This is a genomic window from Halalkalibacter lacteus (genome assembly GCF_036663595.1).
Classification (GTDB): Bacteria; Bacillota; Bacilli; order Bacillales; family Bacillaceae_D; genus Halalkalibacter; species Halalkalibacter lacteus.
Genome location: NZ_JAWRVL010000009.1, coordinates 127,900 through 149,161, shown reverse-complemented (window position 1 = coordinate 149,161; position 21,262 = coordinate 127,900). Strand labels below are relative to the sequence as shown.

21 protein-coding genes, 1 other RNA gene, 1 riboswitch and 1 other annotated feature are annotated in these 21,262 nt (G+C 38.9%); of the genes, 4 read left to right on the top strand and 18 right to left on the bottom strand.

Annotated features, from left to right (window positions below; all coding sequences use genetic code 11):
* A partial coding sequence (locus tag SAZ04_RS09055) for a hypothetical protein (protein WP_332694280.1) occupies positions 1-243 on the top strand: 243 nt, incomplete at its 5' end.
* Here SAZ04_RS09055 and cymR read toward each other — a convergent pair.
* A complete protein-coding gene (cymR, locus tag SAZ04_RS09050) occupies positions 240-659 on the bottom strand; it encodes a cysteine metabolism transcriptional regulator CymR (protein WP_332694278.1) in 420 nt (139 codons plus the stop codon). The two genes, SAZ04_RS09055 and cymR, sit on opposite strands and share 4 nt — an antisense overlap.
* A complete protein-coding gene (locus SAZ04_RS09045) occupies positions 604-1,299 on the bottom strand; it encodes a YczE/YyaS/YitT family protein (RefSeq protein ID WP_488803321.1) in 696 nt (231 codons plus the stop codon). Before SAZ04_RS09045 ends, cymR begins: the two co-directional genes overlap by 56 nt.
* Positions 1,300-1,485: 186 nt before the next feature.
* On the opposite strand from SAZ04_RS09045, the gene SAZ04_RS09040 reads away from it, so the two are divergent.
* Together SAZ04_RS09040 and SAZ04_RS09035 are read left to right on the top strand one after the other, a co-directional pair.
* The gene (locus SAZ04_RS09040; RefSeq protein ID WP_332694276.1) at positions 1,486-2,757 is read left to right on the top strand and encodes a replication-associated recombination protein A; all 1,272 of its coding nucleotides are present in this window, start codon (positions 1,486-1,488) and stop codon (positions 2,755-2,757) included.
* 297 nt (positions 2,758-3,054) lie between these two features.
* Positions 3,055-3,681 (top strand): RsfA family transcriptional regulator, encoded by a 627-nt coding sequence (locus SAZ04_RS09035; protein WP_332694274.1) that lies wholly within the window; start codon positions 3,055-3,057, stop codon positions 3,679-3,681.
* Between the two features lie 121 nt (positions 3,682-3,802).
* Here the strand turns inward: SAZ04_RS09035 and SAZ04_RS09030 are convergent, their stop codons facing one another.
* Positions 3,803-4,564 carry a tRNA threonylcarbamoyladenosine dehydratase gene (locus SAZ04_RS09030; RefSeq protein ID WP_332694272.1) on the bottom strand — a complete coding sequence of 254 codons (762 nt, stop codon included), beginning with the start codon at positions 4,562-4,564 and terminating at the stop codon, positions 3,803-3,805.
* Positions 4,565-4,734: 170 nt separating this feature from the next.
* Positions 4,735-4,912, bottom strand: a non-coding RNA gene (gene ssrS / locus SAZ04_RS09025) — 6S RNA.
* 143 nt (positions 4,913-5,055) lie between these two features.
* Here ssrS and SAZ04_RS09020 point away from each other — a divergent pair.
* On the top strand, positions 5,056-5,361 hold the full coding sequence (locus SAZ04_RS09020; RefSeq protein WP_332694270.1) for a hypothetical protein: 306 nt from the start codon (positions 5,056-5,058) through the stop codon (positions 5,359-5,361).
* Here SAZ04_RS09020 and SAZ04_RS09015 read toward each other — a convergent pair.
* From SAZ04_RS09015 to SAZ04_RS08950, 14 genes are all read right to left on the bottom strand, one after another.
* Complete coding sequence (locus tag SAZ04_RS09015) at positions 5,338-6,567, bottom strand: homoserine dehydrogenase (protein WP_332694268.1); 1,230 nt, start codon at positions 6,565-6,567, stop codon at positions 5,338-5,340. The genes SAZ04_RS09020 and SAZ04_RS09015 overlap by 24 nt on opposite strands.
* A 63-nt stretch (positions 6,568-6,630) precedes the next feature.
* Positions 6,631-6,744: riboswitch (SAM riboswitch) on the bottom strand.
* Positions 6,745-6,854: 110 nt separating this feature from the next.
* Positions 6,855-8,642 carry an aspartate--tRNA ligase gene (gene aspS / locus SAZ04_RS09010; protein ID WP_332694266.1) on the bottom strand — a complete coding sequence of 596 codons (1,788 nt, stop codon included), beginning with the start codon at positions 8,640-8,642 and terminating at the stop codon, positions 6,855-6,857.
* 1 nt (position 8,643) lies between these two features.
* Positions 8,644-9,924, bottom strand: coding sequence for a histidine--tRNA ligase (gene hisS, locus SAZ04_RS09005; RefSeq protein ID WP_332694264.1), 1,281 nt, complete (start codon positions 9,922-9,924; stop codon positions 8,644-8,646).
* 56 nt (positions 9,925-9,980) lie between these two features.
* Positions 9,981-10,210, bottom strand: a binding site (T-box leader).
* A gap of 57 nt (positions 10,211-10,267) precedes the next feature.
* Entirely contained in the window at positions 10,268-10,444 is a 177-nt protein-coding gene (locus tag SAZ04_RS09000; RefSeq protein ID WP_332694262.1) for a hypothetical protein, read from the bottom strand.
* Between the two features lie 128 nt (positions 10,445-10,572).
* Entirely contained in the window at positions 10,573-11,010 is a 438-nt protein-coding gene (dtd, locus tag SAZ04_RS08995) for a D-aminoacyl-tRNA deacylase (RefSeq protein ID WP_332694260.1), read from the bottom strand.
* Positions 11,011-11,020: 10 nt separating this feature from the next.
* Positions 11,021-13,207 (bottom strand): RelA/SpoT family protein, encoded by a 2,187-nt coding sequence (locus SAZ04_RS08990; protein ID WP_332694258.1) that lies wholly within the window; start codon positions 13,205-13,207, stop codon positions 11,021-11,023.
* A 190-nt stretch (positions 13,208-13,397) separates the two neighbouring features.
* Positions 13,398-13,913 (bottom strand): adenine phosphoribosyltransferase, encoded by a 516-nt coding sequence (locus SAZ04_RS08985; RefSeq protein ID WP_332694256.1) that lies wholly within the window; start codon positions 13,911-13,913, stop codon positions 13,398-13,400.
* Between the two features lies 1 nt (position 13,914).
* Positions 13,915-16,281 (bottom strand): single-stranded-DNA-specific exonuclease RecJ, encoded by a 2,367-nt coding sequence (gene recJ / locus SAZ04_RS08980; RefSeq protein WP_332694254.1) that lies wholly within the window; start codon positions 16,279-16,281, stop codon positions 13,915-13,917.
* A gap of 55 nt (positions 16,282-16,336) precedes the next feature.
* Positions 16,337-16,669, bottom strand: coding sequence for a LapA family protein (locus tag SAZ04_RS08975; protein WP_332694252.1), 333 nt, complete (start codon positions 16,667-16,669; stop codon positions 16,337-16,339).
* Positions 16,666-17,589 carry a cation diffusion facilitator family transporter gene (locus tag SAZ04_RS08970; RefSeq protein ID WP_332694250.1) on the bottom strand — a complete coding sequence of 308 codons (924 nt, stop codon included), beginning with the start codon at positions 17,587-17,589 and terminating at the stop codon, positions 16,666-16,668. The genes SAZ04_RS08975 and SAZ04_RS08970 overlap by 4 nt, the downstream gene beginning before the upstream one ends.
* Positions 17,590-17,872: 283 nt before the next feature.
* Positions 17,873-18,811, bottom strand: coding sequence for a protein translocase subunit SecF (gene secF / locus SAZ04_RS08965; protein WP_332694248.1), 939 nt, complete (start codon positions 18,809-18,811; stop codon positions 17,873-17,875).
* Complete coding sequence (gene secD, locus SAZ04_RS08960; protein ID WP_332694247.1) at positions 18,801-20,105, bottom strand: protein translocase subunit SecD; 1,305 nt, start codon at positions 20,103-20,105, stop codon at positions 18,801-18,803. The genes secF and secD overlap by 11 nt, the downstream gene beginning before the upstream one ends.
* A gap of 154 nt (positions 20,106-20,259) precedes the next feature.
* Positions 20,260-20,526: a post-transcriptional regulator gene (locus SAZ04_RS08955; protein WP_332694245.1), complete on the bottom strand. Its 267-nt coding sequence runs from the start codon at positions 20,524-20,526 to the stop codon at positions 20,260-20,262.
* 195 nt (positions 20,527-20,721) lie between these two features.
* Complete coding sequence (locus tag SAZ04_RS08950) at positions 20,722-21,207, bottom strand: COG2426 family protein (protein ID WP_332694243.1); 486 nt, start codon at positions 21,205-21,207, stop codon at positions 20,722-20,724.
* Between the last annotated feature and the right edge of the window lie 55 nt (positions 21,208-21,262).

Here is a 21,262-nt window from a genome sequence, read left to right as displayed (position 1 = left end):
ATAACGGACTTAAAAGATGGCAGTGGCTCCGCTGATTGCTTCGAGTATAAGAAAAAAGGTAAAGTTCGACCTTTTTTTATTACAACCTTCTTGTGTAACTCCAAGGAGGGCAATCGCTCCTCTCACTGCGCGCCCGTTATGAGAAACCCACTCATAACGGACTTAAAAGATGGCAGTGGCTCCGCTGATTGCTTCGAGTATAAGAAAAAAGGTAAAGTTCGACCTTTTTTCTTATACTCTTAAATATAAAACATATAGTACTCTTGGTCGCCTGAGTCTTCATATGTTGCTAAGTCTTCTAGTGTTGTGTTATCAAGTACATCCTTGACAGCATCGCGAATTTTTATCCATAGGCTACGCTTGGCTGGTTCTTCATCATCCATTACTTCTACTGGACTAATTGGTCCTTCTAGAACACGAATAATATCACCAGCCGTAATTTCTTTTGCATCTTTTGCAAGCATGTATCCACCATATGCTCCGCGAACACTTTTCACGAGCATTGCATTACGCAATGGAGCAATAAGTTGCTCCAAGTAATGTTCTGATAAGTTGTATTCTTTCGCAATTGATTTAAGTGATATTGGACCTTCACCTGCTTGTTTAGCTAACGCCATCATGATGGTAAGGCCGTAACGACCTTTCGTTGAAATTTTCATTATTTGTCCCTCTTTTCAATATAGAATCAAAATATTGTTGGCATTGTGGCAAAGTTACTCCAACCACTGATCCAATTCCAAAACAAAATAAGAGCGTCCCAATAAAAACAGTGCCTCCCATAAACCAGCCACATGCCAATACAACTATTTCCATTAATACTCTGACATATTGTACCTTCCAGCCTGTTTTCATTTGCAAAGCCAACATAAGGCTATCACGCGGTCCAGCTCCACAACCTGGAGCAATATATATGCCAATTCCATAACCTATTATCAAAATGCCCGCTAAAAGCATAAAGAATTGTAACAACATATTTTCAGGGGAAGGTATGATCCATAAAAACAGATCGATAAAAACCCCCACAATAATCATATTAATAAAAGCACCTATTGGTGGAAAAGACTTCATCAACAAAGCCGTTGCTCCTAAGATGATACCTCCCATTAAAATAGACCAAGTGCCAACGGTTAGGCCGACTTGGATCGTAAGACCAATATGTAGCACATCCCAAGGAGCTCCTCCGAGTTCTGCACGTATCATTAAAGCAATTCCGAGTGACATGACCATAAGGCCAATCATAAACGCACCCCAACGAATGAGAAATACTCGTTTACTTCTTTCAAGCTCTCCGCTAACCAAGAGAAATCCCTTCTCTCTACTTATGTCTTTGCCATTATAGCATGAAATTCTTTAATTTTGTTGGCAAACGGTCGTTCCAAAAGGATGCTTTTCTCTTTTGGAACGACCTCAAAAAATCGAAAAGTTGGCTTTTACAATCGCATCTATTACACTAACAATAGCATGGTAAGAAGAGAGGCTATAATTATGAAAAAACAACCACTCGCATATCGAATGAGACCAAAGAAAATTGAAGATATCATCGGGCAACAACATCTGATTGGAGAAGAGAAGTTACTAAGACGAATGGTTGATGTTGGTCAATTATCCTCGATGATCCTTTATGGACCGCCCGGTATTGGAAAAACCTCCATTGCAAGTGCTATTGCCGGTTCAACTGGCACACCATCTAAAATGCTAAACGCAGTCGTCCATAACAAAAAAGACATGGAGATTGCTCTTGAAGAAGCAAAAATGTATGGTCAACTTATTCTCATTCTCGATGAAGTTCATCGCTTAGACAAAGGAAAACAGGATTTTTTGTTACCCTATCTTGAAAATGGGCTTCTTATATTAATAGGGGCTACAACTACAAATCCCTTCCATTCTATTAATCCAGCAATTCGTAGTCGCTGTCAAATATTTGAACTTGAGCCTCTTAGCGTTACTGATATCAAACAAGCCTTACAACGGGCCCTTTTTGACAATGAAAATGGATATGGGAAAGAAAAAATAAATATTAGTGATGAAGCACTTACTCACTTAGCGCAAGCATGTGGAGGCGATGTTCGTTCCGCATTAAGCGGCTTAGAATTAGCAATCCTTTCAACCTTTTCAAATGAATTCGAAGAAAAGACAATTTCTTTGTCAACAGTTGAAGCATCAATTCAAAAGAAAAGCTTCCATCATGATAAAGATGGTGACGCACATTACGATGTTCTATCAGCCTTTCAGAAATCGATAAGGGGTAGCGATGTCAATGCAGCTCTTCATTATTTAGCAAGACTACTTGAAGCTGGCGATTTAGTAAGTATCAGTAGACGACTACTCGTCATAGCCTATGAAGATATTGGACTAGGCAATCCTCAAGCCGGATCACGGACCTTATCTGCCATTGAATCAGCAGAGCGCCTAGGACTGCCTGAAGCACGAATTCCACTAGCAAATGCAGTTATTGAACTTTGTTTGTCACCAAAGTCGAATTCTGCATACAAAGCACTTGACGCCGCTTTAGCTGATCTTCGCAGTGGCGTAGTGGGAGATGTTCCTAAACACTTAAAAGATGCTCATTATCAAGGGGCAAAGCAACTTGGCCGAGGAGTCGATTACAAATATCCTCATGATTTTGAACACGGTTGGGTAAAACAGCAATACTTACCTAATAAATTAAAGAATTCAACCTATTATGAACCGAAACGGACAGGAAAATTTGAACGAACATTAGCAGATATTTATGAACGACTTCAAAAAAATGAATAGGTGAAACATGAGAAAAGAGGTTAATATCTAGAGAACTCTAGTATTCAACCTCTTTCTTATTATTCTGACTCACTATTTTATTTTGAGTTGAAGGTAGCATTGTAGATTCCCACGCTAAAATAAACTTCCACTGAGTTATTAACCCTTGACTTTACTATTACGAGTACAACTCCTCCTCCTTATCCACGATGTATATTTATGATCATCTCTTTTTTCTATCACCCTTGTATAAAGGTTCGTTAATCGGGGCAGAATTGGTATCAACTAGATAGAAAATTATTAAAGGAGATGACAAGAATGAAAGTTAGACAAGATGCTTGGTCACATGAAGATGATGTATTATTAGCAGAAACTGTATTGAAACATATAATTGAAGGTAGTACGCAATTACGTGCATTCGATGAAGTAGGCGACGAATTAAACCGAACGTCTGCCGCTTGTGGCTTCCGTTGGAATGCGGTAGTACGTAATCGCTATATGAAACAAATTGCTGAAGCAAAGAAAGAACGTAAGGAACGAAAGAGGGCTGCTTCTTTTTCTTATTACCCTCAAATGAGATCAATGTGGACACCTCAACCTAGTATAGAGCGAATGAATCAATCACTAGATAGTGAGATGTCAATAGAATCTGTCATTCATTACTTGCAAACGGTCATGCATACAAATGCTCAATCGCCGTCTTTGCAGCGTGATAATGAAAAACTCGTTAAAGAAAATAAAGAACTGGAATCACGTAATCGTGAACTAGAACGAGAGTTGAAGAAAATAAAACAGGATAATAGTATCATTGAAGAGGATTACCAATCTCTTATTCAAATTATGAACCGAGCAAGACGTATGGCGATTTTAGAAGATGAGGAGTCCCTTTCTACGGCTGCATTCAAGATGGACAAGAATGGCAACCTTGAAAAGCTAGCTAAATAAGAACTAACCTAATAGAGGATGTACCAAAAGGGTCGTTTTTACCCTTTTGGTACATCCTCTAAAACCAAGGGTCTGACCACTAGTGCAAACTAGTTGAGGTCAGACCCTTGTTGAGACTTTTTTAGCGATTTATTTCAATTCCTGTTAAAAGTTTTGTTATAACATGTCCAGCCATAATAAGTCCTGCTACAGAAGGAACAAACGCATTAGATGATGGAGGCATCTTCGCTTTCCGAATACTTCCTTGCTCCGCCGCTTCCGAGACAATCTCTTGACGAATTTCTTCTCTGATCTTAATTGGTTGTTCATCAGAAAAGACAACTTCGATTCCTTTTCTAATCCCTTCTTTACGCAAGCGAGTTCTGACAACCTTTGCAATTGGGTCATGACTTGTTTTTGAAATATCAGTAATACGCAAGCGAGTTGGATCCATTTTATTTGCTGCACCCATACTAGAAATAATCGGGATATTGCGTTCTAGACATTGTTTCATTAGGTGGATTTTATAACTTATCGTATCACTTGCATCAATTACATAATCTAAACCATAGCTAAAAAACTGTTCGTATGTCTCTTCTGTATAAAACATTTTTAAAGCAATAACTTCACATTCAGGATTAATGTCTTGAATTCTTTCTTTCATTAATTCAACCTTTTGTCTACCGACTGTAGACAACAATGCATGAATCTGCCTATTTACATTCGTAATATCAACATCATCTTTATCAACAAGCACTAACCTACCGACTCCAGAACGAGCTAGTGCCTCAGCTGAGAAAGAGCCTACTCCTCCAATACCTAAAACTGCCACTGTGCTATTTTTCAATTGAGCTAACCCATCATACCCGATTGCTAGTTCATTTCGTGAAAATTGATGCAACATTCTACTTGCCCCTTCCAAACGGTATTATCGGAATTGACTATACCATAGCAAAAATGAAAAGTCTAAGTGCATTTTAAAGGGTTTGCAAATTGCACTTCGCTCATTCCTAATACACACAAAAAAACAACTCTCTTATAAAAGAAGTTGTTCCTTATTCATCATATAAAGTAAGAAATCCCAATAATGCCGTTTTACTTATAGTTTTGAACCTGCTCCTATGCAGGTGGGTGCTCTGTACAAATGATCTTACTTCCCTACAAGAAGGCTTGTAATTACATTTACAACGCAAGCTCCCGTCCAAATTCTGTTGGCTCAAAACGTAGATGCATACGTACATCTTAGGAAATCTTACTTGCTTACATACATTCTATCAAGACTAAATTAGAAAGTCAATTACATAATCAGAATATTCAGCTATATAATGATTTGGTAATTTCTCATTCCCTATGTTACAGTTTAGCTAATAATTATTAATGTGAGGTGAGCCTTGTATGAATCTACTCGCTAGTCAAAGATGTGTTGAAATTCACCAAGAAATCGGTTGGACCGAAAAGCGTATCATTGAAACATCATTCGACATGAAATTATTTGATAACAAGCTAATTGTCAAAGATGATACATTCGAGTTAACTTCAATCTTTGACATTTCTTATCGAAAAAAGCCAGAACTAAACGCAATGGGTTTTTTGTATTTACACACGAACCGCGGTGTTCGAACTTATTATATTAAAGATGATGCCTATCCATTAGTAAGTGCCTATCAAAAGCTTAAATCAGAACGCCCCGAATTGCGCTGAATGAATTGTCTTTTCTCGTTTCCTTGTCGATATATCACCATAAATAGGATACATTTCAAAAGGGGATGAGTGGTTACTTGGTACAATCCAACCTTCCCCCTCATGATGAGCATATGTATCAATCACAGCAATTCCCGCTTGCTTTACCCATTCCAATGCTTTATTTCGTTCTGAATGATTGATGAATACGAAAGCATGCGTAAAGGACTCCTCCATATCCCATTTTTCTTCTTTTGTATTTCTCCATGCACTTGTACTTCGTTCATGGAAAATAAAATCTTCAACCATGCTATTTGCTGTAGCTTCTTTTCCTGCTCCTGGTCCAAGAAAAAGAAGTTGATCAATGGATTCACCCTCTAAAGAAATTCCATTCGTAACCCCTCTGACGTTCGCTAACGGTTCAATTGGTGATAAAAATGCCGGAGTCACACGACCTTTCACCCCTGATTCGCCTCTCCATGCTTCAGCAACTAACTTCACTTTAAAACCAAGACGCTCTCCCACTTCAACATGCCAATCTTCAATGCTTGATACACCTTTTCGATAGAATGATGTAACAGGTGACCACTTTCCAAAACATAGACGACTTAGAATCCGAATTTTATACCAGGCATCAAACCCTTCAATATCATCTGTAGGATCAGCTTCAGCATACCCTAGTTCTTGCGCCTCCAATAACACTTCAGTAAAGCAACGATGATTTTCAATCATTTCAGTTAACATATAATTGGTTGTTCCATTTAAGATCCCAGATACTCTAGTTATAGGTGTAGTCGTAAGAGTTCCTTTTAACGAGTTAATAATCGGGATTCCTCCTGCAACTGCTGCTTCATAGCCATAATAAGTAGAGTGGGCAGTTGCTAGCTGCTCAAGAATTTCTCCCTTTTCAGCCACTAGTTTCTTATTTGCACTAATTACCGGTACCCCTTTTTCTAACCACTTTGCGGTATATGAGAAAGCTGGTTCAATCCCACCAATCGCTTCAAAAATAACATCAAATTTAGCTATTCCACAAAACTCTTCCCAGCTAGTTGTCACAAATGCATCGACTTTCTCAGCTCGCCGCTTTTGTTTATCCTTTACCAATATCGCTGAAATTTCAATATCTTTTTTTAGTAATTGCTTGATTTGGTCTTTAGTCTGTAGCAATCGTTCATATACACCACTACCAACTGTTCCAAATCCTATTAAACCTATTCGTATCATCTCATGTCCCTCTCTCTCTATAAAACAAAAAACCTCTCCTGATAAGGAAAGGTTTTTTGCCTTCACTTATCTTCCAGAATAAAATCATTCTGCTGAAAGTAGCACCTTTTTTGCATGGCTTGCAAAAAGGTTGCCGGGCTTCGACGGGTCAGTTCCCTCCACCACTCTTGATAAGTTTGAATATTCAAACGTTCAAATTCTATTAACAATGATTATACGTTACCTATTGCCTTCTGTCAAACTAATTTATTCTTGTTCGAAGAGGTAAACTCACCTTTTCGGACCTCTTACACATTTACCTTTTCTGTCTTCTTACCAATAATGGATAAATTTAGATCAATTAACTGTTCGACGCTCACTTCACCAGGTGCATTGGTTAATAAGCAGCTTGCACTTGCTGTTTTCGGGAAAGCTATTGTATCACGTAAATTCGTACGACCAGCTAAAAGCATAATAAGACGATCCAAACCTAACGCAATCCCTCCATGTGGCGGAGTGCCGTATTCAAATGCTTCTAACAAGAAGCCAAATTGTTCACGCGCCTCTTCCTCAGAGAACCCAAGTGCTGTAAACATTTGCCCTTGAATATCACTTTGGTAAATACGTTGAGAGCCACCACCAAGCTCATATCCATTTAAAACAAGATCATAAGCATTGGCTCGTGCACTTCCTGGATCAGTTGCAAGAAGTTCTATATCTTCTTTTATTGGGCTTGTGAATGGATGATGCAAAGCTACATAACGTTTTGCCTCTTCATCGTATTCAACAAGTGGGAAATCAACAACCCAAAGGAAGTTATATTGGCTTTGATCAATCAAGTCAAACTGTTTACCAAACTTCAAGCGCAATGCACCAAGACTATCAAATACAACTTGCTTCTTGTCTGCCCCAAAGAACAGAAGGTCTCCCGTTTCTGCACCTAATGCTTCTTGAAGAGCAGTTGCTACATCCTCATCAAAGAACTTAGCAATTGGACCTTTAAGCCCTTCTTCTTCAACTTTTAGCCATGCTAAACCTTTTGCACCATATTGTTTCACAAAATCAGTAAGAGCATCGATTTCTTTACGCGATAGCTTGTCTGCTCCACCTTTCAAGTTTAATCCCTTAACTGTACCACCAGAAGCTAGTGCACTTTGGAATACTTTAAACTCTGAATCCTTCACAACATCAGACAGTTCTACTAACTCCAAACCAAAACGAAGGTCAGGTTTGTCTGAACCAAAGCGATTCATTGCTTCATCATACGTAAGACGAGGGAACGGCAATGATACTTCAATCCCTTTTGTTTCCTTCATAATTTTCGCCATCATTTTTTCTGTCATTGCAAGCAAGTCTTCTTTATCCATGAATGATGTTTCGATATCGACTTGTGTAAATTCAGGTTGACGATCCGCACGAAGATCCTCATCACGGAAACAGCGAACAATTTGATAATAACGTTCAAAACCAGATACCATTAACAATTGCTTAAAGAGCTGCGGCGATTGTGGCAACGCGTAAAACTCACCATGATGTACACGGCTTGGTACAAGATAATCACGAGCTCCCTCTGGTGTACTTTTCGTTAGCATTGGCGTTTCAATTTCCATGAAAGCTTCTTCATCAAGGAAGTCACGTATTAACTTCGTCGTACGGTAACGTAACTTAAACGTCTCTTGCATATCAGGACGACGAAGGTCAAGATATCGATATTTTAAACGAACATCTTCTGATGCATCTGTATCTGCTTCAATTTGAAAAGGTAGAGGCTTCGACGCATTTAAGATACTCATTTTATCAACATGGATCTCAATTGAACCTGTTTCAATTTTTTCATTTACTGTTTTCGGATCCCTAACAACGACTTGTCCCTCTACCTCAATGACATATTCATTCCTTACTCGTTCTGCCACAGCAAGTGCTTCTTGGTTTACTTCAGGACTAAAGACAACTTGAACAATACCAGATCGATCACGAACATCTAAAAAAATAACTTGACCTAAATCCCGTCGTCTTTGTACCCACCCTTTTAATTGTACTCGTTCTCCTGCATGTTCTTCGCGTAGCATTCCACAGTGATGTGTTCTTCCTATCATCCTACTTACCTCCTAAGGTTTTCTCTTTAATATGATCAATAAATGTTTCTAGCTCTATTTGTACCTGTTCTCCTGTTTCCATGTCTTTCACATTAATGACTCCATGAGTAAGTTCATCATCTCCAAGGATTGCTGTGAAACGTGCTTGTAAGCGATCAGCTGCTTTAAACTGAGCTTTCATCTTCTTATCTAGATAATCTTTATCAGCACTAACACCTGCACTTCTAAGGTTATACAGGAGTTCAACAGTCTTTTCTTTTGCCGCATCACCCAATGAAACTAGATAGCAGTCTAACTTCGGAGCAACAGGAATTGCTTGTTCTTGTGCTTTTAATGCCATAATGACACGCTCAATACTAAAAGCAAAACCAATTCCAGGAGTCGATGGACCACCAATTTCCTCAACAAGACCTGTGTAACGACCACCACCACAAAGTGTCGTAATCGCACCAAATCCCTCTCCTTCAGCCATAATCTCAAACGCAGTATGAAAATAATAATCTAGTCCTCGTACAAGAGTTGGATCAACTACATAAGATATACCAAGTTGATCTAAATAAGTCTTAACCTGACTAAAGTAAGAGCTAGACTCTTCATTTAAATAATCAAGAATAGAAGGTGCATTTGACATTAACGGATGGTCACGATCCTTTTTACAGTCCAAGATGCGCAAAGGGTTTTTATCTAAGCGATTTTGACAATCTTCACAAAACTCTCCAATACTTGGTTTAAAATGATCAATTAGTGCTTGACGGTGTGCTTCTCTACTTTCTTTATCACCTAAACTATTTAATACTAACTTCACATTTTTTAATCCTAACTCCTCGTACAAACTCATTACTAATGCGAGCACCTCTGCATCAATAGCTGGATCATGACTTCCTAAAGCTTCCACTCCAAATTGAACGAATTGACGCATGCGCCCTGATTGTGGACGTTCGTACCTGAACATAGGACCTGTATAGAAAAGCTTTGTTGGCTGATTAGGATGACCATACATTTTCTTTTCTACATAAGATCGAACAACAGCAGCTGTTCCCTCTGGTCTTAATGTTAAACTTCTATTTCCACGATCAGCGAATGTATACATCTCTTTTTGAACGATGTCCGTTGTGTCTCCGACTCCACGTTGAAATAAGTCTGTATGCTCAAAGATCGGAGTCCGTATCTCCTGATAATTGTATCTTCGACAAACGTCCTTCGCCTTTTCCTCAATGTATTGCCAAAGCTCTACTTCGCCTGGCAATATATCCTGCGTTCCGCGCGGGATTTGAATACTCATTCTTTCTCCTCCAAACATAAAGTCATAAAAAAAACTCTCGTCTCTGATGAATTTTCATCAGGGACGAGAGTTTTATACCCGTGGTGCCACCCTAAATTGAAGCAAATATTGCTTCCACTTTAAACAGTTAACGCCTGTCTACGTCTTTTCCTACTAGTATACACGTTTCAGAAAAACTCCTCAGAGGTGTTCATTCATTAAGACAGATATGGAGGGCTCTCAGCCACGACCTCTCCTCTCTTTTTTACCTGTAACCTTAACTACTATGCCTCTTCTTCGGAATATTAGCTTTTTGAATTAATTGATTATTATCATACGAATGTTCAAGCTACCTGTCAAGAGGCTAATTACGATTTAGCTTATTCTTTAGTACCTTTACATCACGTAATGATACACCGAATTCACTTGCAAGTTCAAGATTCGTTTGCTGATTTTCCCTTTCAACAAAACTATGATAATCCATATTAAATAATGGTTGGAAACGATTTTGATGCATTTGTTGACGCATACTTGAACGCATTTCATTCAACCCTTCCTAGTCGTTTCTCTTATTTTGACCATATTAAGAGAAAAACTTACATTGGAAAGGGAATTACTTAAAGTAGTTGCGCCGAGGTAGTTCCAAAAGGGAAAACCGCCCTTTTGGAACTACCTCTCTACAATCAATGTTACAGGACCATCATTTACGAGTGATACGTCCATCATCGCTCCAAATACGCCGGTTTGAACATCGATCCCTTTCGTTCGTAGCACATCGTTGAATTGATCGTAACGTTCCTTAGCTAATTCAGGTTTAGCCGCATTCATGAAGTTAGGTCTTCTCCCTTTTTTACAATCACCATAAAGCGTAAATTGAGAAATTGATAAAATTTGGCCATTCACATCTTTTAATGAATGGTTCATTTTTCCACCTTCGTCTTCAAAAATGCGTAAGTTTACCACCTTATCCGCTACATACTCCACGTCTTCAATCGTATCCTCGTGTGTGATCCCGACAAGTAAAGTCAATCCAGCATCTATTTGTCCAACTGTTTCCCCATTTACACGAACGGATGATTCTTTTGTTCTCTGTAAGACAACTCGCATTGCTTCACCTCTAATGCATCACTCTTCGTACTGAATAAATATCATGTAATTGTTTAATTTTATCAACCACTTTATGTAAATGGTCGATGTTATGAATCGAAATCGTTAAATGAATCGTCGCTACTTTTTGTCGATTATCAGAACGTCCTGAAACAGCATTGATAACCGTTCTTGATTCAGTAATAGCATGTAGTACTTCATTTAATAACCCATTTCGGTCATAGCCTGTAATTTCGATATCGACGTTATAGGACTTGCTTTGTTCTGTGCTGCCTTCCCACTCTACTTGTAAAAGTCTTGTTTGCGCGTCTTCATTTTGAACATTTGTACAATCTGACCTATGAATGGAAACACCTCGCCCTTTTGTTATGTACCCGATAATTTCATCCCCAGGTACCGGTGTACAGCAACGGGATAGACGAATAAGAAGGTTATCTACCCCTTTTACGCGAACACCAGAGCTTACCTTTTTTTTCGGTCTATACGTTTGTACATCTGAAAGTGCTGCTGCCAACGATTTATCTTCTTGTTCTTGATCTTGCTGTTTTCTTAGTTTTTCCGTCATACGATTGACAATTTGTTTCACACTGATTCCACCATAACCAGCGGCTGCAAACATGTCTTCTTCACCGGAAAAACTAAACTTATTGGCTACATCGGCGATGTTCTCTGCTGTAAGTACTTCTTTCGGTTCAAAATCAAGTGCACGTATTTCTTTCTCTACTAACTCTTGTCCTTTTTCAACGTTTTCTTCTCTTCGCTCTTTTTTAAACCACTGCCTAATTTTATTTTTGGCATGAGATGATTTCGTTATTTTCAACCAATCTTGACTTGGTCCATAAGAATGTTTCGAAGTTAGTACTTCAATGATATCGCCAGTGTTGAGACGGTGCTCAAGTGGAACCATCTTTCCATTTACTTTGGCCCCGATACATCTATTTCCGATTTCACTATGAATACGATAAGCAAAATCAAGTGGTACCGAACCAGCTGGTAACTCGATTACATCGCCCTTTGGAGTAAAAACAAAAACCATATCAGAAAATAAATCCATTTTTAAAGATTCCATGAATTCTTGAGCATCATTTGTTTCTGTTTGAGACTCAATTACGTCCCTGAACCAACTAAGCTTATCTTCAAATGTATTTTTATTTAGGGTAACTTCTTTTCCCTCTTTATACGCCCAATGAGCTGCGACCCCAAATTCAGCAATTCGATGCATCTCTTCTGTTCGAATTTGCACTTCAAGAGGATCTCCGTAAGGACCAACAACCGTTGTGTGAAGGGACTGATACATATTCGCCTTTGGCATCGCAATATAATCTTTAAAACGACCAGGCATCGGTTTCCAGCATGTGTGAATGACACCTAATACCGCATAACAATCTTTAATGCTCTCAACCATAATTCGAACAGCTAATAAATCGTATATTTCATTGAATTGTTTGTTTTGCAGAATCATCTTTCGATAAATGCTATAAATATGTTTTGGTCGACCAGATAACTCAGCCTCAACCTTCACATCTCGCAAGTGCTCTTGGATTGTCTCCATAACACCTGACAAATATTTTTCGCGTTCTGCTCTTTTCTTTTTCATTAGATTGACTATTCTGTAATATTGCTGTGGATCTAAGTATCGCAATGCCGTATCTTCTAACTCCCACTTGATCGTTGAAATCCCAAGCCTATGTGCAAGTGGAGCGAAAATCTCTAGCGTTTCATTTGATGTAACACGTTGCTTTTCTGGAGGCATAAATTTCAACGTGCGCATATTATGAAGACGATCAGCTAATTTAATTAAAATAACTCGAATATCTTTCGCCATCGCGATTAACATTTTTCGATGGTTTTCAGCTTGCTGCTCTTCTTTTGACTTGTACTTAAATTTCTTTAATTTCGTAACACCATCGACAAGCATCGCAACTTGTTCATTAAACTCTTCTTTTAAATTTTCTACCGTTACCTCTGTGTCTTCGACTACATCGTGTAAAAATGCTGCAGCAACAGAGTTAGGATCAAGTTCAAGTTCAACAATGATCCCCGCTACTTGAATAGGGTGTAGAATATAAGGCTCTCCGGATTTACGGTACTGCCCTTCATGGGCACGCTCTGCATATTCATAGGCCTTACGTAAAAAAGCAACGTCTTTCTCATTTAAATATCGACTTGCTTTCTCTAATACTTGATCTATCGTCATGGAATCACCTATTTACGATTCAATATTTCTTTTCATTATGGGTAAGTTTCGGAGCTATGTAAAGGAAAACAATGAAATTTATCCGACTAATACGAAAAAGGGGCAACTCAAACTTAAAAGCACTAACTCTAGAAGTACATTTTTGACTTTCTACTTGAGTTAGACCTTCTGCGAGCACCCCACATGTTCTTTAGTTATATGTCATAAGTGAAAATAAGTCATATTTCCCCAAAAAAGTTCGTCCTTCTAAATAGCCAAGTTCAATCATAAAGGCTACGCCAACTACTTCTCCACCAAGCTGTTCAACCATTTTGATCGTTGCTTCAATCGTCCCACCAGTTGCAAGCAAGTCATCTGTAATAAGAACTCGTTGTCCTTTTTTGATAGCGTCTTTATGAATCGTTAACCTATCTTTCCCGTACTCTAATCCATAATCAACCGATATGACTTCACGAGGTAGTTTCCCTGCTTTTCGTACCGGAACAAAGCCAGTTTCTAACGCGTACGCAATTGGACAGCCAACAACAAATCCTCTAGCCTCAGGACCTACGACAACATCTATTTTTTTATCCTTTGCAAACTCAACCATCTCATTGATTGCTGCTTTGTAGGCAGGACCGTCTTGCATAAGTGTCGTAATATCTTTAAAACGAATGCCTTCTTTCGGGTAATTATCAACAATTTGAATATATTTTTTGAAATCCATTTTACACCGTCTCCTTGATCGTCGTATCATCTATAGGCTTTGTTTCTAGAACTTCGGCGAACCATTGCTTTAAATCGACATACGAAGAGTAAACAAAGTCATTTTCAATATATGCTAGCTCTTGTTTTTCACGATAAGTAGCTGATTCATCTAAGCCTTTTTTCTGTGGGTTACTAGCGACATGAAGCATTCCATCATCTATTGTAACAAAACCTAGCTCGCAAAACACCTTTGACATAAAGTTAATCGTATGACGTGACCACCCTTTATGTTTAGCTAAATCCTCACTGTGCTTTTTCATATTAAATGATTTCTTCTTTAAAAGAAATGCATAGTACCACTTAAATTGTTCTCGATTCGGATTGGTTGTAAAAAAACCATCTTCCTCATGAAAAAAGATCGTATAAATGCGACTAGGCTCTCCATGGTTTGAAAAAAGTGATGCGAGTTGTTCACGCGCTCTCGGAATATCAAGTAGAACAACAAACTGATTAGACAAATCATCTAAGTTTCCTTGTCCACTAACATCATAAACAGTTTCTTTCTCGAGACCTAATTTAGCTTGCGTATCTTTGTTAAAAGCAACCAAAACTCGTTTTTCAACAGGGATTGTAGAAAGTCGCTCATGCAAACGTGTCTTTTGTATACTTCTCCAATCAAAGAGTTGCCACTCCGATACGCCTAAATCCTCTATCATCAATTGTGGCTTTACACGTCCATTCCACTCATTGATTGACAGCGTTCCGACTGCTGACACTTTAGCATGTGAGGTAATCTCCTCACACAAATACCCGAGATGAAAACCGATTCCATCTAAGGTTGAGCCGTTTTCTGTAAACCCTACCTTTAAATGATTCGAATCACTACCAATTTTTCTCATCTGGTCAAGTTGAACTTCTTGCAGCAATACTTTAGGTGTTGGATTTTGAACGCCAAAAGGAGCTAGTTGTTCTAATTGCTTAATGACTGACACAGAAATTTCATCAACACTTGCAACTAAGTCAATCGATGTGACTGGTTTAAAGTCATCTTCTGTTAATACTTCATTTGCTTGTTGATTGAGTCTCATACGTAGTTCATCTAAATCGTTAGCTTTCATCGTTAATCCTGCAGCCATAGGATGCCCACCAAAATGCGGCAAGATATCTCGGCTTTTTGAAAGCTCAGCAAACATATCAAAGCCTTCAATACTTCTTGCTGAACCTTTCGCAAGACCCTTTTCTTGATCTATACTTAAGACGATAGTCGGTCTGTAATACCGTTCAACAAGACGAGAGGCAACGATTCCGATTACTCCTGCATTCCACCCTTCACCAGCAATAATTAGCACACTATTATCGCTTGGAGGGTAATACTCCTCCACTACAGCTACGGCCGCTTCTGTAATTTCACTCACGATAGCTTGTCTCTCTTTATTTAAGTGATCAATTTCTGTTGCTAACTGCTCTGCTTCTTCTTGTGTTTCAGATAATAACAAATCAACAGCAGGATCAGCCGAATCTAACCTTCCTGCAGCATTAATTCTAGGACCAATGCCAAACCCAACATGATCGGCTTGAATGACTTGTGATTCTATTCCACATTTTTTCTTAAGCGCAATTAACCCAGGCTTCTCTGTAGCTTGAAGTACGTGCAGTCCTTCCATCACAAGTAAACGATTTTCATCAACGAGTGGAACTAGATCGGCAACGGTCCCGATAACGGCTATGTCTAGCCACTCTTTTGGCACCCTACCAAGCAATGCCTGTGCTACCTTTAATACGACACCTACTCCCGCTAAGCCTTTAAATGGATAAGGACATCCAGGCTTCTTCGGATTTACAATCGCATACGCATCTGGTAAAACAGGCGGAGCCTCATGATGGTCTGTAACAATAAAATCAAGGTTGATTGCTTTTGCCACATTGGCAACGTCGACAGCAGCAATACCCGTGTCCACCGTTACAACTAATTGATAGCCTTCTTCTTTCGCTTTTCTAATTGCCGGTTCATTCGGCCCATAGCCTTCTGTAAATCGGTTTGGAATATAAAAGTCTACGGATGCACCTATAGATTGCAAGGCTTTATACATTAGTGCCGTACTACTAACACCATCGGCATCATAATCTCCAAAAATAAGAATTCGCTCATTTTCCTCAACTGCTGCCTGAATTCTTGTTACAACTCGTTCCATATCATCTAACAAAAATGGGTCATGAAACGTCATTTCCTCTTTATATAAAAAACGCTTTGCTGACTCGACTGTGTCAATTCCTCGATTAATAAGGAGCGTGGCCACAAGAGGAGCAACGTTTAATTCATTCACTAGTTGATCTATTTGACTGGATGCTTGTTCTTTAATCTTCCATCTAGCTTTCGGTTTCAACATAAAAAACACCCCTTGAATGTCTCATTATACAGGAGCATTCGAGGGGTTACAACGTTCAATCATTTGTTTCCTTAGTCTGGTATTTTTCAATATTTTCATCTGAAGATCTTCTTTTTTCTATCTGTTTTCCTTTGTTTGAACCACCCTTGTTCGCCTCGGCATGTTTCAATCTTTTTACTTCAGCTTGTAATTGATAAATCTTCAACATCCCTACAGCACCAACAATAATAGCCCCCATTAAGACGGACCCTAAAATCACTAAAATTAATGGCCATTCAGCCGTTCCAAATAAATAATTCACACGAATTACTTCCACATTAATGACAGCAAAGATTGCAATAATTACAGCGGCAATTAATCCAAGAATTAAACTCCATTGCCCTCTCATTTATCAATCTCCTCTCTCACCTTCTTTGTCTTTCTGTATGGATTAATATGAACGAGCACATCATGAACATTCTTTTCTTCTAAAAGTCGCTCTTTCACCTGTTTTCCAATTGTATGTCCCTCCTCGACTGTAATGGACGGTTCGACAGCTACCTTTATGTCAATGATGACATAGTGACCATGCTCTCTTGCTAAAAACGCATCGATATTTAATACACCTTGAACGTTTGCTGCAGCCTTTTTCATTTCAACCGTGTCTTCTTCATGAAGAACATGGTCTAGAGCATTATGAATGGACTGCTGTCCAAGCGACCAAGCCATCTTTCCAATCAAGATGGCCACAAAAGCACTTGCAATGGCATCACCATACACAAGCCAAGAGATGTTTAAATGTCCTCCAAGAATAGCAGCACCAATCCCGATTAGCGCTGCAAATGAAGAAAAAACATCTGAACGATGATGCCATGCATCCGTCATTAATGCCTCACTCTTATACTTTTTACCCAATTGATACTTATAACGAAACATTAATTCTTTTACAATTATTGAAAATACGACCGCATAAATAGCAATAACCTTAGGGATTTCCACTGGTTCAAAAAATGACTGAAAGGCACCAAGGGCAATTTCAAACCCAACGATAAATAGCAAAACGGACACAATAATAGCAGCAACAGATTCAGCTTTCCCATGTCCATATGGATGGTCACGATCAGGTGGCAATTTTGCAGCCCGCACGCCTATTAATACCACAACGGAGCCTACTACATCTGATGCAGAGTGAACTGCATCTGCTACTAGTGCTCTACTGTTTGCCATGATTCCAATTACCGCTTTTAAAATAGCTAATATAATATTTCCGACAATCCCGACCCATGCTGCAAATCTGACCTTTCGATAACGTACATCTGCTTCGGACACGTAAACACCCACTTTTAAATCGTCATTTTTACTATATGATGTTCTTGTTAAATACTGTACTTATTTTACCATTTGTAAGTCACATCATTCACCCTTTTCTCAAACTTCATTAAAAGACAAGAGACATTCTCATATAAAATGCATATATATTTTTCAGTTTTCCAGATCAAAACCGCCTCTACGACTACACAAAAAGATCGCAACCACCTCATGTAAGTATGAGATGGTTTGCGATCCTCAATTTCTCAGTCATTTTCGATTTGAACCAAGTTCCCCTCGAAATTTAAACAGTTGGCTCCCCGTCAGGTTGTTGCAAAGACGTGCGCTTCTTCTTCTGTAATTGCTTCGCTTTCCAAATCAACCATAACTGCGCGGCAAGAAACATAGATGAATACGTCCCGGCAGCAAGCCCTACAAGTAAGGCAAACGCAAAGGAACGAATCGCCTCTCCACCAAATATAAAGATTGCCGCTGCTGCAAATACGACTGTTAAGACTGTATTTATTGAACGAGCAAGAGTTTGAACTAGACTCATATTAACAATTTTGGCTAGATCTTCAAAACCCTTCACACGCTTTGCAAGCTTCATGTTTTCCCGTATTCGATCAAATGTAACGATTGTATCATTAATCGAGTAACCAACAATCGTCAAAACTGCTGCAATAAATGGAACGTTCACTTCGATTTGCAATAAGCTAAATACTGCAATAATAAAGAATGCATCATGCAAAAGGGCAACAATTGCTGCAATCCCATACAGAAGTTCGAATCGAATTGTCACATAAATAATGATTCCAATCGATGCAAGTAAAACAGCAAGTAAAGCGTTTCGAGCAAGCTCATGACCAATAATTGGATCAACCGTACTAATACTCGGCTCATTCCCGTATTCAGTAGAAAAGTGTGCTTGAATCTCGGTAATCTCTGCAGGGGTTAACACACCAATAAAACCAACACTCGCCATTTCATTGTTATCTCCAGCAAGTTGAACATCATCCGGTGAATAACCTAGTTTTGCAAACTCTTCTTCTACTACATCCGTTGTTAACGTTTCAGGAGATAGTAAGTCAACCCTCGACCCACTTTCAAAATCAATTCCTAAATTCAATCCGAGCGTCAACAATAAGATGATTCCAAGCAATGTAAAGGCTCCTGAGAATACGAAAAACTTTTTCCGATGTTTTACGAAGTCTATCTTTCGATTTTGGAAATTAAAGCTCATCAATTTCACCTTCCTTTACACCGAACAAACGAGGTTTCTTATTAAGAGCCCGACTATTCACCCATAATCCAAGAAGAAGCCTCGAGCCGTAAACAGCTGTAATAAAGCTCGTTAAAATACTGACAATCAACATAACAGCAAACCCTTGAACAGAGCTTGTCCCATAAGAAAATAGGACAGCCGCCGCTAATATCGTTGTAATATTGGCATCAAGAATCGTCGAAAGTGATCTACGACTACCTGCCTTAAACGCAGACATGATAGATTTCCCTGAACGTATTTCTTCTTTTATCCGTTCATATGTGATGATATTAGCATCAACCGCCATCCCAACACCTAAAATCAATGCTGCGATCCCCGGTAGCGTTAACACCGCATTCATCCAATTAAATACGAGTAAGACGAGGTAAATATATGTACTTAACGTAACGACAGCAATGATACCCATAAAGCGATAATAGAACAGCATATAGACAAAAATTAGTGCAACACCGATAAAACCAGCATAAACAGTTTTTTGCATCGCTTGCTCACCTAAAGACGCCCCTACTGAATTGTTGTACAACTCTTCCAGTTGAACTGGAAGTGCACCTGCATTTAACACTTCAGCAAGAAATTGAGTTTCCTCAAGGGTGAAATTCCCACTGATCGTTGCTGTATTTGAGTAAATGATTTCTCGAACAGTTGCAGCTGAAAGATATTTCGGATCTTCTTTCAACGCTTCCTCTGCATAAGAGTCGACACCTTCTTCAAAGTCTAACCACATGACGAGTAAGTTCTCAGCTGGTGGCCTTGAAAGCATTTCTCTTGAAACTAATTCCATTTGTCTGGCATCTTCTAATGTTAACGACACAATCGGATCATTTGTATCTGGATGAAACGTCGAACTTGCACCATTTTGACGTAAATCCGCACCATCAACTAACACTTCATCATGTACATCTCGTATTGTTAAGCTTGCCTCAGTTGCTAAAAGCTCACGTGCCGTTGCCTGGTCTGCAACTCCAGCCAGCTGAACACGGATTCTGTCATCCCCTTCAATACGAATGTTTGGTTCTGATACACCTAAAACGTTGACTCGTTGGTTGAGAGCACTCACCGTTGCTCGTAATACCTCATTATCAATCACATCACCCTCGTGAGCTGGTTTCACTTCATAAAGTATTTCAAACCCACCTTGGAGGTCAAGACCTAGCTTAATTTCCTTTGCTATTCCCATAGCAGTTGTACTAATAACAACTGCAAGAATCGCAACAATTAGGAAAAAAGCGAAAATCCTTCCTTTTTTCACCATATTCCTTTTCGGCCTCCTTCACGAAACAGACTACTGTCCATTCCAACCTTTCATAAGACACAATAGCCCCATTATAGCTTTTATAGAAAATCTCTGTCAATTTTGACTTTTAAGGTTGAACAAAAAGGTAAAAAGCCACCTTTTTGTTCAACCTCTATTCCAATTCTGCAAACCAATCAGTAGGATCTTTATAGGATTGTACCGTAAGCCATGTCATATACGTTTGCGGTTTTAACGTTAATAATTCATTCACAAAACTATTTATATGAGTAAATTCTTTCTTTTTTCTTAGCTGATAAAGGACACAGTCCCATACTTCATTAGCTGTCGCTCTATCATAACCAAGCAGGTGAAATTCATCAACTTTACTTATAATTGCTGGTTTTAGATCGCTACGCCACACTTCAAATTGCTGTTTCATCTTTCTCCTCCTCTTAAAGAGTCTGTTCAAAAAGGAAAAAATCACTCCTTTTTTCTTTAAAGCTGCACTGGCTCCGCTCTCTGCGCGACTGCTATGAGAAGTTCACTCATAGCATTCTTAAAAGATTGCAGAGGCTCCACTCAGTGCTTCGAGGTTGTTCAAAAAGGAAAAAATCACTCCTTTTTGAACAACCTCTTAAAAGACCGAATACATGATGCTCGCTACACCAACCCCTGCGATAATCACTCCTGCTGCTATAGACAAAAATGCATAGCGAAACGGAATGAAAAAGAGAATCGCAGCAAGACTTGCTGAGTAAGCTCCTGTTGTAGGTAGGGGAACAGCGGTAAATAAAATTAGACCTATTGCACCGAACTTCTCCACTTTATCACTTTTTTTCATTGTTCGATTGTAAAGCCAATCATAAAACCTTTTATATAGTTTAAATCGCAGAAACCATTTACTAATAGGTTGAAACAATAATAAGATTGGTAGAATTGGTAGTAAGTTCCCCCCTATTCCGTAAAGCAATGCTTCCCAATAGGAAAATCCAAGCTGATGAGCTGCTGGAATGCCCACACGTAGCTCTACTATTGGTAATGCCGAGATTAACACGACGATTAATTCCGGTGGTAAAAAACCAAAATGATCAAAAATAAACTGTTGAATTGCCTCTTTCACTGTTATCGTCCTTTCTAAAGTTCAATCTAAATGTAACTAACTTGTCATGCTTGAC

Excerpts from the sequence above, each read along its gene's own strand:
- SAZ04_RS08985 (WP_332694256.1), bottom strand. The coding sequence starts at position 13,913 with ATGGATTTCAAAAAATATATTCAAATTGTTGATAATTACCCGAAAGAA.
- secD (WP_332694247.1), bottom strand. The coding sequence starts at position 20,105 with ATGGTGAAAAAAGGAAGGATTTTCGCTTTTTTCCTAATTGTTGCGATT.
- SAZ04_RS09040 (WP_332694276.1), top strand. The coding sequence starts at position 1,486 with ATGAAAAAACAACCACTCGCATATCGAATGAGACCAAAGAAAATTGAA.
- SAZ04_RS08990 (WP_332694258.1), bottom strand. The coding sequence starts at position 13,207 with ATGACGATAGATCAAGTATTAGAGAAAGCAAGTCGATATTTAAATGAG.
- SAZ04_RS08975 (WP_332694252.1), bottom strand. The coding sequence starts at position 16,669 with ATGAGAGGGCAATGGAGTTTAATTCTTGGATTAATTGCCGCTGTAATT.
- aspS (WP_332694266.1), bottom strand. The coding sequence starts at position 8,642 with ATGATAGGAAGAACACATCACTGTGGAATGCTACGCGAAGAACATGCA.
- hisS (WP_332694264.1), bottom strand. The coding sequence starts at position 9,924 with ATGAGTATTCAAATCCCGCGCGGAACGCAGGATATATTGCCAGGCGAA.
- SAZ04_RS08955 (WP_332694245.1), bottom strand. The coding sequence starts at position 20,526 with ATGAAACAGCAATTTGAAGTGTGGCGTAGCGATCTAAAACCAGCAATT.
- SAZ04_RS09015 (WP_332694268.1), bottom strand. The coding sequence starts at position 6,567 with ATGATACGAATAGGTTTAATAGGATTTGGAACAGTTGGTAGTGGTGTA.
- SAZ04_RS09020 (WP_332694270.1), top strand. The coding sequence starts at position 5,056 with ATGAATCTACTCGCTAGTCAAAGATGTGTTGAAATTCACCAAGAAATC.
- secF (WP_332694248.1), bottom strand. The coding sequence starts at position 18,811 with ATGAGCTTTAATTTCCAAAATCGAAAGATAGACTTCGTAAAACATCGG.
- SAZ04_RS09000 (WP_332694262.1), bottom strand. The coding sequence starts at position 10,444 with ATGCGTTCAAGTATGCGTCAACAAATGCATCAAAATCGTTTCCAACCA.
- cymR (WP_332694278.1), bottom strand. The coding sequence starts at position 659 with ATGAAAATTTCAACGAAAGGTCGTTACGGCCTTACCATCATGATGGCG.
- SAZ04_RS09035 (WP_332694274.1), top strand. The coding sequence starts at position 3,055 with ATGAAAGTTAGACAAGATGCTTGGTCACATGAAGATGATGTATTATTA.
- SAZ04_RS09030 (WP_332694272.1), bottom strand. The coding sequence starts at position 4,564 with ATGTTGCATCAATTTTCACGAAATGAACTAGCAATCGGGTATGATGGG.
- recJ (WP_332694254.1), bottom strand. The coding sequence starts at position 16,281 with ATGTTGAAACCGAAAGCTAGATGGAAGATTAAAGAACAAGCATCCAGT.
- dtd (WP_332694260.1), bottom strand. The coding sequence starts at position 11,010 with ATGCGAGTTGTCTTACAGAGAACAAAAGAATCATCCGTTCGTGTAAAT.